The sequence below is a fragment of the Pseudomonas sp. TSRC2-2 genome, assembly GCF_049897785.1.
Taxonomy (GTDB): domain Bacteria; phylum Pseudomonadota; class Gammaproteobacteria; order Pseudomonadales; family Pseudomonadaceae; genus Aquipseudomonas.
Window position 1 is genome coordinate 123,883 of sequence record NZ_JAFCWZ010000014.1, and the last position, 12,356, is coordinate 136,238.

Here is a 12,356-nt window from a genome sequence, read left to right on the forward strand (position 1 = left end):
AAAACGCGTGCAAGAGTTAATCGAGTCGGTAGGACAACTTTCGGCTAAGCAAAGAAAGGCTCTGGCGGTTCTGCTCAAGCAGAAAGGCGTCAACCTCTTTGACATTGCCCCGGTTTTCAAGCGCACGGCTGAAGAGCCGTTGCTGCTGTCCTACGCTCAGCAGCGCCAGTGGTTTCTCTGGCAGTGGGCTCCGCACAGCGCGGCCTACAACATTCCGACGGCCCTGCGCTTGCAGGGCCCGCTCGATGTGCCGGCGCTGGAACGCAGCATCGCGGCGCTGATCGAGCGCCACGAAACCTTGCGCACGGTGTTCTCTCAAGACAGCGCGCAACCCTTGCAAGTGGTTCTGCCCGCAGGACCTTTTGCGTTGGAGGCTCATCACCTGAGCGCTGATCTGGCGAATGACCCGGAGCACTCGATCCAGGCTTTCGTCCAGACCCAGAGCCAAAAGACTTTCGATCTGCAGCACGGCCCGCTGCTGCGTGCCGCGTTGCTGCAGGTCAACCCTGATGAGCATGTGCTGGTGCTGACCCTGCACCACATCGTTTCCGATGGCTGGTCGCTGCAAGTGATGATCGAGGAGCTGGTGCAGCTCTACGCCGGTTTCAACCTCGGTCACGACGCCGGTCTGCCGGCGCTGCCGATTCAATACGCCGATTACGCCTTGTGGCAGCGCCACTGGATGGAGGCTGGTGAGCAGGAGCGGCAACTGGCCTACTGGCAGGCAAAACTCGGCGGCGAACAACCGGTGCTGGAACTGCCGCTGGATCGCCCACGCGCAGTCGAGCAGAGCTTCGCCGGCGCCAGCCATAACCTGATTCTCGACCCGGCGCTGAGCAGTGCCCTCAAGGATTTTGCCCGGCAGGAAAACGTCACCCTGTTCGTGTTGCTGCTGGCCTCGTTTCAGGCTTTGCTGCATCGCTACAGCGGGCAGAGCGATATCCGTGTCGGCGTGCCGGTGGCCAACCGTGGCCGGGTAGAAATCGAGCGCCTGATCGGTTTCTTCGTCAACACCCAGGTGCTCAAGGCGGACATCGACGCGGAGCTGCCGTTTGTCGAGCTGCTGCGTCAGGTCAAACAGACGGCGCAGGAGGCGCAGGCGCATCAGGACTTGCCGTTTGAGCAACTGGTCGAAGCGCTGGAACCGGGCCGCAGCCTCAGCCACAGCCCGCTGTTCCAGGTCATGTTCAACCACCAGGCCGAGCGCCGCGCGAGCGTCGCGACACGCCTGAACGGCCTGAACATCGAACCGCTGGAATGGCAGAGCCACACCGCGCAGTTCGACCTGACCCTCAACACCACCGAACAGGCCCACGGCATCGAAGCCGTGCTCAAGTACGCTACTGACCTGTTCGACGCAGCGACCATCGAGCGCCTGGCGCAACACTGGATTGCGCTGTTGCAAGCGATCGTTGCCGAGGCAAGCCAGCGCATCGGCCAGTTGCCGATGCTCGACGCCGGCCAGCAGCAACAGCTGTTGGCGCAATGGAATCCGCCGCTGATCGAACAACCGCTGATGCCGTGTATCCAGCAAGCCATCGAGGCCCAGGCCGAGCGGCATGCCGATACGGTGGCGGTGAGCTTTGCCGGGCAATGCCTGACTTACGCCGAACTCAATCACCGCGCCAACCAGTGGGCGCATACGCTGATCGAGCAGGGCGTCGGCCCGGACGTGCGCGTCGGCGTTGCGGTCGAGCGTTCGCTGGACATGATCGTCGCCATTGTCGCGGTGCTGAAGGCCGGCGGTGCCTATGTGCCGCTGGACCCAAGCTACCCGGATGACCGCCTGAGCTTCATGATCGACGACAGCGGCATCCAGTTGCTGCTGACCCAAGGCCATTTGCTCGGGCAATTGCCGCTGCCGCCGGGGCTGCTGTGCCTCGATCTGGATCACGCGCCGGAACACGGCATCGCCGGCAACCCGCCTTGCCTGACCACACCGGACAATCTGGCCTACGTCATCTACACCTCCGGCTCTACCGGCAAACCCAAGGGCGCGTTGCTGGCGCACGGCAACGTGATGCGCCTGTTCAGCGCCACCGAGCACTGGTTCGATTTCGGCCCGCAGGACAGCTGGACGCTGTTCCATTCCTACGCGTTCGACTTTTCGGTGTGGGAGATTTTCGGCGCGCTGTTGTATGGCGGCAAACTGGTGGTGGTGCCACACGATGTCAGCCGTTCGCCGGAGGATTTCTACACACTGCTGTGTGATGAAAATGTCACGGTGTTGAACCAGACGCCGTCGGCATTCAAGCCGCTGATGCAGGTCGCCTGCGAATCGAGCCGCAGCAACGCCCTGCGTTACGTGGTGTTCGGCGGCGAGGCTTTGGAAGTACAGAATCTGCGGCCGTGGTTTGAGCGGTTTGGCGACCGCGCGCCGACGCTGATCAACATGTACGGCATCACCGAAACCACCGTGCACGTGACTTACCGACCGTTGTCGCTGGCCGATCTGCACAGCCACCACAGCAGCCCGATCGGCGCGCCGATTGTCGACCTGTCGTGGTACTTGCTTGACAGTTCGCTCAACCTGGTGCCGCAAGGCTGCATCGGTGAGTTGTACATCGCCGGTGCCGGTCTGGCCCGTGGTTATCTGAATCAGGCCGGGATGAGCGCCACCCGCTTCGTGCCCGACCCGTTCAACCGCAAGGCAGGCGAGCGTCTGTACCGTACCGGCGACCTCGCACGCCTGCGCGGCGACGGGGTGATCGAGTACATCGGCCGTATCGACCACCAAGTGAAGATCCGTGGTTTCCGCATCGAGCTCGGTGAAATCGAAGCGCAACTGCTCAAGCATCCACAGGTGCGCGAAGCGGTGGTGCTGGCGGTGGACGGCCTCAGTGGACAGCAACTGGCGAGCTGGGTCGTGCCGGTCGAGACATTGAACGCGGACGAGCAGGGCGCGCTGCGCGATTCGGTCAAGGCGCACCTGCGCGAAACCCTGCCCGATTACATGGTTCCGGTCAGTTGGGCGTTCCTCGAACGACTGCCGCTGACCGCCAACGGCAAACTCGATCGCAAGCAACTGCCGCCGCCGGATGTTGCCCAGGTGCAAGAGGCTTACGCAGCACCGCGCAGTGAACTGGAACAGCGTCTGGCCGAGATCTGGCAAGACGTGCTCAAGGTCGAACGTGTCGGCCTGCACGACAACTTTTTCGAGCTGGGCGGCGACTCGATCATCTCGATTCAAGTGGTCAGCCGGGCGCGGCAGGCCGGCATTCGCTTTACGCCCAAGGACATTTTTCAGCACCAGACCGTGCAGCGTCTGGCCACCGTCGCGCAACAAAGCGACGCCGTGCAAACGCAGCAGGGCGAGGTGCTTGGCGACGCGCCGCTGACGCCGATCCAGCAGTATTTTTTCCACAGCGACATCCCCGCGCGGCATCACTGGAACCAGTCGATTCTGCTAACCCCGGCGAAAACCCTGCAAGCCGCCGCGCTGCAACAGGCCCTGGCGCAGGTGCAAAAACAGCATGACGCCTTGCGTCTGCGTTATCGCCAAACCGAGCGGGGCTGGCAGCAAAGCCACGGTGCGGCGGATCAGCCACCAGCGTTATTGCGCACTTTCACGCTGGACGACAGCGCCGCATTGCCAGCGCTGTGCCTGGACCTGCAACGCAGCCTCGACCTGCAAAACGGCCCGCTGATCCGCGCGGCGCTGGTCGAATTGCCGGACGCCAGTCAGCGGCTGTTGCTGGTGATTCATCACCTGGTGGTCGACGGCGTGTCGTGGCGCATCCTGCTGGAAGATCTGCAAAGCGCCTATCAGCAGATCAGCAGCGGGCAGAGCGTGCATCTGCCGGCCAAAACCAGTGCGTTCAAGGACTGGGGCTCGCGCCTGCAAGAACACGCGCGCAGTGCTGCGCTGGAAAGCGAGTTGGTCTATTGGCGCGAGCAGTTGCGCGACGCGCCGCCAGGTTTGCCGCTGGATAATCCGCAGGGCCAGTTGAACAACCGCTTCGAACGCAGCGTCGACACGCGGCTGGATGCCGAGCGTACCCGCCAATTACTGCAACAGGCCCCGGCGATCTATCGCACGCAGGTCAACGACCTGCTGCTGACCGCACTGGCGCGGGTGTTGTGTGAGTGGACCGCCAGCGACAGTGCGCTGGTGCAACTGGAAGGTCATGGCCGCGAAGACCTCTTCGATGACATCGATTTGAGCCGCACCGTGGGCTGGTTCACCAGCATGTTCCCGGTGCGCCTGACGCCACATGCAAGTCTGGAAACTTCGATCAAAGGCATCAAGGAACAACTGCGCGCGATCCCCAACAAGGGCATCGGCTACGGTTTGCTGCGTTATCTTGGTACGCCCGACGCACAAGCGGCGCTGTATGAACTGGCGCAACCGCAAGTGACGTTCAACTACCTCGGCCAGTTCGACAACAACTTCGATGAAGACGCCCTGTGGCGGCCGGCCACCGAGGACAAGGGCGCCGGTCAGGACGCAAACGCGCCGATGGCTAACTGGCTGACCATCGATGGCCGGGTTTATCAGGGCCAGTTGAGCCTGACCTGGACTTACAGCAGCGATGTCTTCGACGAGGCGACCATCGCCGCGCTGGCCCGTGCCTACGAAGTGGCACTGAGTGAATTGATCGACCACTGCCTCAGCCATGCGGGCGGCTTGACGCCGTCCGACGTGCCGCTGGCCGGTTTGTCCCAGGTGCATCTGGACAGCCTGCCGATCGCCGCCCAGCGCATCGAGGATATTTATCCGCTGGCGCCGATGCAGCAAGGCATTCTGTTCCACAGCCTGTACGACGCGGACGCCAGCGCCTACGTCTATCAGATGCTGCTGGACATCGACGGCCTTGACGTTGCGCGGTTCCAGCAAGCCTGGCAGCGCGTGGTCGATCGCCATGAAGTGCTGCGCGCCGGTTTCATTTGGGGGCGTGATGGCCTCGATGCACCGTTGCAAGTGATCAACCGCCAACTGACTCTGGAAATGCCGGAAATCGATGTGCGCGATGTCGCTGATCTGCCGGCGGTGCTCGAAGCACGCGCGCAGGCCGACCGCGAACGTGGCTTCGATCTGCACAATCCGCCGCTGTTGCGCCTGTGCCTGCTGCGCACTGCCGACGACCGCCATCGGTTGATTTTCACCTGCCACCACATCCTCATGGATGGCTGGAGCAACTCGCGGATGTTCGGCGAAGTGCTGCAGGATTACGCCGGCCAGCCGGTGCCGAGCGCGCAGGGCCGCTATCGGGATTTTCTGCTCTGGCTGCAGGGCCAGGACAAGGCGGCCGCGCAGGACTTCTGGCGCGGGCAACTGGCCGAACTCGACGAGCCGACCCGACTGGCGTCGGCCTGCCACGGACGCACCGTGCCGGGGCCGGGCAAACAGATGCATCGTCTGCATTTCGATGAAGCATTCACCCAGCGTCTGAACGCATTCTCCCGTCAGCAACAGGTGACCCTCAACAGTCTGGTGCAAGCGGCATGGCTGCTGGTGTTGCAGCGCTACACCGGACAAGCCACGGTGGCGTTTGGCGCGACGGTATCCGGGCGTCCGGTGGATTTGCCGGGCATCGAGGAGCAACTGGGGCTGTTCATCAACACTTTGCCGGTGATCGCCAGCCCGCAGGCCAGCCTCAGCGCCGGTGACTGGGTGCGTAGCGTGCAGGACAAAAACCTGTTGTTGCGCGACTACGAACAGACGCCGCTGCAGGACATTCAGCGTTTGGCGGCGTTGAGTGGCGAAGCGTTGTTCGACACCTTGCTGGTGTTCGAGAACTACCCGGTGTCCGAAGCGCTGGAGGCCAATCCGGGCGGGCTGCGCTTTTCCGGCCTGGAGCATCGCGAGCAGACCAACTACGGCCTGACCCTGATCGCTGGCGCCAGCGAGGTGCTCAACCTCGATTTCAACTACCTCACCGAGCACTTTGCCGAACGCAGCGTGCTCGGCCTGGCGGCGCATTTGCGCGAAGTGCTCGAGCAATTTATCGAGGCGCCGCAGCGGGCCCTCGGCGAGATCGGCCTGCTGCCGCTGGCCGAGCGTCAGACGCTGGCGCAGTGGAACGACAATCACGCGGCTTATCCGGCCGAGCGGTTGATCTCGCAGAGCTTTGAAGCACGGGTCGCGGCGCATCCGCAGGCACTGGCGCTGAGTCATGCCGGCGTGGCTATGAGCTATGGCGAACTGAACCGGCGGGCGAATCAGCTGGCGCGGCATTTGTTGACGCTGGGTGTCACCGCCGAAGTGCGCGTCGGCGTCGCGATGCCGCGTTCGGCGGAATTGGTGATCGCCCTGATGGCAGTGCTCAAGGCCGGTGGCACCTACGTGCCGCTGGACCCGGACTACCCGGCCGACCGCGTGGCCTACATGCTCGATGACAGCCAGGCGAAAGTCCTGCTGACCCAGCAAGCGTTGCTGGCGCAACTGCCGTCCACTGAAGCCCAAGTGGTGCTGGTCGAGGCCGGTGGCGAGGCGTTTGCCGCGCAGGCCCCGGACAACCTGCCGGCGCGGGCCGACTCGGCCAATCTGGCCTACGTGATCTACACCTCCGGTTCCACCGGCAAACCGAAAGGCGTGGCCATTGCCCACCGCAACGTGCAGGCGCTGATTCACTGGTCCGCCGAGGTCTACCGCGAGGACGATCTGCAAGGCGTGCTGGCCTCGACGTCGGTGTGCTTCGACCTGTCGGTGTGGGAGATCTTCGTCACCCTGGCGCGTGGCGGATCCATCGTCATGGCGCGCAATGCCCTTGAGCTGCCGGACCTGCCCGAGCGTGCTCAGGTGCGCCTGATCAACACCGTGCCGTCGGCAATTGCTGCGTTGCAACGCATCGGCCAGATCCCGCCGGGCGTACGCATCATCAATCTGGCCGGCGAGCCGCTCAAGCAGGCGCTGGTCGACACCTTGTACCGGGAGACTTCGGTTGCCCACGTTTACGACCTGTACGGGCCTTCCGAAGACACCACGTATTCGACCTGGACCCGCCGCGAACTCGGTGGCCGGGCCAATATCGGCCGGCCGTTGCGCAACACCACCGCGTACCTGCTCGATGAGCAGTTGCAGGCTGCGCCGCTTAACGTCGCGGCTGAGCTGTATCTGGCCGGTGAGGGCATCACGCGTGGCTATCTGTTGCGCCCGGGCCTGACGGCCGAGCGTTTCGTGCCCAACCCGTTGGCGAGCAACGGCGAGCGCATGTACCGCACTGGCGACCTGACGCGTTTCACCGATGACGGCCGTATCGAATACGTCGGCCGCATCGACCATCAGGTCAAGGTGCGCGGCTTGCGTATCGAACTGGGCGAAATCGAAGCGCGTCTGCTGGCCCAGGCCAGCGTGCGCGAAGGCGTGGTGTTGGCGGTGGACGGTGTTGGTGGCCAGCAACTGGTGGCTTACGTGGTGCCGGCCGAGGCCGATCAGAGCCTTGCGCAACTGGATGAACTGAGCACTGCGCTGCAAGCCGGGCTCAAGGCGCATCTGCCGGACTACATGGTGCCGGCGCACTGGCTGTTCCTCGAACAATTGCCGCTGACACCCAATGGCAAACTTGATCGCAAGGCTTTGCCGGCACCGGATGCCAGCCAGGCGCAACGCGATTACGTCGCGCCGTCGACGCCGCTGGAGCAGCAGCTGGCCGAGGTCTGGCAGGACATTCTGAAGATCGAGCAGGTCGGCGTGACCGACAATTTCTTCGCCCTTGGCGGTGATTCGATCATCTCGATCCAGTTGGTCAGCCGCGCGCGTCAGCAAGGCATTTGCTTCACGCCCAAAGACCTGTTCCAGCAGCAGACGGTGCAGAAACTCGCCGCAGTGGTTTCGCTTGAAGACGCGCAATCTGCCAGCGCTGCCGACTACCCGTTGGCGCAGCTGGATCAGGCGCAGCTCGACGCCTTGCCGGTACCCGCGCAGCTGATTGAAGACGTCTACCCGCTGTCGCCGATGCAGGAAGGCATGCTTTTCCATACGCTGTCGGATAACGGCAGCAGCCTTTATGTGCAACAGGTCAGCCTGCCGATCAAGGGCCTCGACGTTGAGCGCTTCCGCCAGGCCTGGGAATTCATCATTGTGCGTCAGGCGATCCTGCGCACCAGTTTCCATTGGCAGGATGGGCTGGCCAAGCCGCTGCAGGTGGTGCATCGCCATGCGCCGTTGCAGATGCAGGTGCTCGATTGGCGTGGCCAGGACTGCAGCGAGGCGGCGATTGCCGAATTCGCCAGCGCCGACCGCGCGCTGGGCTTCGACCTGGCCGAAGCGCGATTGCAGCGGGTGACCCTGCTGCATCTGCGCGACGAGCAGTACCAGATGATCTGGACCAGCCATCACATTCTGATGGACGGCTGGAGCAGCTCGCGGCTGTTCGGCGAGGTCTTGCAGTACTACTCCACAGGCCAGGTGACTGGCGAAAACGGCCGCTATCGCGATTTCATCGCTTGGTTGCAGGCGCAGGATCAGGATGCGCAAGAGCTGTTCTGGAAGGCGCGTCTGGCGGTGGTCAACGAACCGACTGCGCTGAGCCAGGCGATGCACCCGCGCCACAGCGCCGAGGTTACGGGTCACGATGCGCTCTATTCGAACTGGGACAAGGCGCAAACCGCGCGCCTGCTGGAGTTCTGCCGCGACTTGCGCATCACCCCCAACACGCTGATCCAGGGCGCATGGTTGCTGCTATTGCAGCGCTACACCGGCCAGCAGACGGTGACCTTCGGCGCCACCGTGTCGGGGCGTCCGGAAAGCCTGCCGAATGTCGGCAACATGCTCGGCCTGTTCATCAACACCCTGCCGATCATTCAGACCCCGCAGGCCGATCAGCGTCTGGCCGACTGGCTGGGTGAGGTGCAGGCCTACAACCTCGACATCCGCGATTACTCCCAGGCACCGCTGGCCGATGTACAGCGCTGGTCGAACCTCGGTGGTCAGGCGCTGTTCGACAGCATCGTGGTGTTCGAAAACTTCCCGATCGACGAGCGCCTGCAGGAAGAAACCGACACCGGGCTGACCTTCGGCAAATCCATCGGCCACGGCGTGACCAACGTGCCGATGGACCTTGCGGTGATGCTCGGCGATGAGTTGTCGATCGAGTACCTGTACCTGCGCAGCCACTTCAGCGCCGAAGCGGTAGAAGGCATTCGCCTGACTCTGGAAAACACCCTCGCGGCGATGATGGCCGCGCCGTATGAGCGGCTGGGCAATCTGCAGCGTCTATCCGCCGAACAATGGCACGCGGCGCAGGCCTGGAGCGCCGAGCCGGCGCACCGCCACGCGCCGCCGCTGTTGCCGCAGCTGATCAGCCATCATGCGCAACAGCAACCCGACGCGATCGCAGTGCAATGCGCGGGCGAGAGCCTGAGCTACGCAGAGCTTGAGCGACAGGCCAATCGACTCGCGCAGTGCCTGATCGCCCACGGTGCCGGGCCGGAAGTGGTGATCGGCGTGGCGTTGCCGCGTTCGCTGGAAATGCTGGTGAGCTTGCTCGCCGTGCTCAAGAGCGGTGCCGCATACGTGCCGCTGGATATCGATTATCCGCCGGAGCGTCTGGCCTACATGATCGAAGATTCGCGCATGGCCCTGCTGCTGACGCAAACCAGCCTGCGCGCGACGATACCGGCGCCGCATGGCGTGCTGCGCCTGGAAATCGATCAGCTCGATCGCAGCCGTTACAGCGATGCCGCCCCGATCTGCGATGTTCACGAGCAGAGCCTGGCCTATCTGGTTTACACCTCTGGTTCCACCGGGCGGCCGAAGGGCGTGGCCGTCACCCAAGGCCCGCTGAGCATGCACTGCCAGGCCATCGCCGAGCTGTACGAAATGGACGCGAGCAGTTGTGAATTGCACTTTATGTCGTTCGCCTTCGATGGTGCCCACGAACGCTGGCTGAGTACCTTGTACAGCGGCGGTCGGCTGGTGATTCGCGACGGATGCCTGTGGACGCCGGAGCAGACTTATCAGGCCCTGCATGATTACGGTGTGACCATTGCCTGCTTCCCGCCGGCCTATCTCAAGCAACTGGCCGAGTACGCGGCAGCCAGCGGCATTGCGCCGCCGCCGGTGCGCATCTACTGCTTCGGTGGCGATGCGGTGCCGGAGCAGACCTTCGAACAGGTCAAAGCCGCGTTGCGTCCGCACTACTTCACCAACGGCTACGGCCCGACCGAAACCGTGGTCACGCCGATGCTCTGGAAAGTCGCCGTCAGCCAGCAGTGCGAAGCGGCGTACGCGCCGATCGGCCGCGCGGTCGGTGCGCGTTCGCTGTACGTGCTGGACGACGATCTGAATCCGCTGCCGCCGGGTTTTGCCGGTGAGTTGTACATCGGCGGTTTCGGTGTCGCTCGCGGTTACTACGGGCGCCCCGATCTGACCGGCGAGCGCTTCGTGCCCAACCCGTTTGCCCCTGGCGAGCGCCTGTACCGCAGCGGCGATCTGGTGCGTCGTCGCGCGGACGGCGTAGTGGATTACGTCGGGCGCATCGACCATCAGGTCAAGGTGCGCGGCTTCCGCATCGAGCTGGGCGAAGTCGAGGCCAGCCTGCGTCAGTTGCCGACGGTCAGCGATGCGCTGGTGATTGCCCGCGACAATGCGTCCGGCAAGCAACTGATCGGTTACGTGGTCACCGCCACTGGCGATGATATCGGTGATGAACTCAAGGCCGGGCTGCGCGCTTCGCTCCCCGAATACATGGTGCCGGCGCAGATCGTCTGCCTCAGCGCGTTCCCGGTCACGCCCAACGGCAAACTTGATCGCAAGGCCCTGCCGGAGCCGCAATTCAAAAGCGACGAATATGTTGCCCCGCGCAGCGAGCAGGAAAGCCTGTTGGCGGAAATCTGGGCGCAGGTGTTGCAGGTCGAGCAGGTCGGTATCAGCGATAACTTCTTTGAACTGGGCGGCGACTCGATCCTCAGCCTGCAAGTGATCTCGCGGGTGAGAAATCACCCGACGCTGCAGATGGAGCTGAAGCTGCGCGATCTGATGCGCTATCAAACCATCGCCGGCATCGTCGAGCAGCAAGTAGCGAAGGAGGGCGCTGGGCAAGCGTTGCCGGATTTGACTCAGGTTGCCGCAGAAGGCGCGTTCAATTTGCTGCCGATCCAGCAATGGTTCTTCGCCGAAGGCATGGCCGAGGCGCATCACTACAACCAGTCGTTGCTGCTCAGCGCACGTCAGCCGCTGGATCTCGATGCACTGGAACAGGCGCTGGGCTTGATCGAACAGCATCACGATTCGCTGCGCCTGCGTTTTTCCAACGACGGCGGGCGCTGGTTGCAGCGCTACAGCACCAGCGCCTCCGACGAGGCTGTGCTGTGGCGCCGTGAAGCGCAAAGCAGCGAAGAGGTCGAAGTCTTGGCCAACCTCGCGCAGCGCAGCCTCAAACTCGATGACGGGCCGGTCTGGCGGGTCATGCATGTGGCGTTGCCGGATGGTCAGGCGCGGTTGCTGGTGGTGATTCATCACCTGGTGGTCGACACCGTGTCGTGGCGGATTCTGCTCGACGACCTGAAAGTCGCTTATGAGGCGTGCGTGCAGGGGCTGGTGCCGCAACTGCCGATTCGTACCAGCAGTTATCGTTCGTTTGCCGAGGCATTGCAGGTGCAGGCGCCGGTGATTGCCGAGCAGGAATTGAGCTATTGGCTGGAGCAACTGGATCAACCGGGCGTTGATCTGCCGTGCGATAACCCGCGCGGCAAAAACCTCGTGCGGCAACAGGCGCAGGCACGGCTCAAGCTGTCCCGCGAGCACACCGAACAACTGCTCAAACAGGCCCCGGCGGTGTACGGCACGCAGATCAACGACCTGCTGTTGTCAGCGCTCAGCCGCGCGCTGTGTCGCTGGAGCGAGCAGCCGTCGGCGCTGATCCTGCTCGAAGGTCACGGTCGCGAAGACCTTTTCGAGTCGATCGACCTGAGCCGCAGCCTCGGCTGGTTCACCAGCATGTTCCCGGTGCGTTTGCGCCCGGACAGCGACGACATCGGCCAATCGATCATCGATGTGCAGGCGCAACTGGCGGGCGTACCGCAGAAGGGCATCGGCTACGGCGTGCTGCGTCATCTGGCCGGGCCGGACATCTCGGCGCAACTGGCTGCATTGCCGCAGGCACGGGTGACGTTCAACTACCTCGGGCAGTTCGACCAGAGCTTCGATGCACAGGCGTTGCTGGTGCCGGCACTGGAAGAGACCGGCGACAACTACAGCCTCAAGGCGAACCTGGGCAACTGGCTGGAAATTGTCGGCCAGGTCTATGACGGGCAATTGGCCTTGCGCTGCATCTACAGCAGCCAGCGTTACCGCGCCGGCACCATGGATGCGCTGATGAGCGATTACCAGCGTGAGCTTGAAGCGTTGATCGAGCATTGCATGGCACGGGCGGGCTGATCGCCCGGTCTTTTGCGCGGGCGCTGCCCAGGCG

The 12,356-nt window shown here is 63.4% G+C and carries 1 protein-coding gene; it reads left to right on the forward strand.

The window, feature by feature from the left end:
- The first annotated feature begins 7 nt into the window (after positions 1-7).
- Positions 8-12,322, forward strand: a complete 12,315-nt coding sequence (locus ACP7D9_RS25570) for a non-ribosomal peptide synthase/polyketide synthase (RefSeq protein WP_426159973.1) — start codon at positions 8-10, stop codon at positions 12,320-12,322.
- The last annotated feature ends 34 nt before the right edge of the window (positions 12,323-12,356 follow it).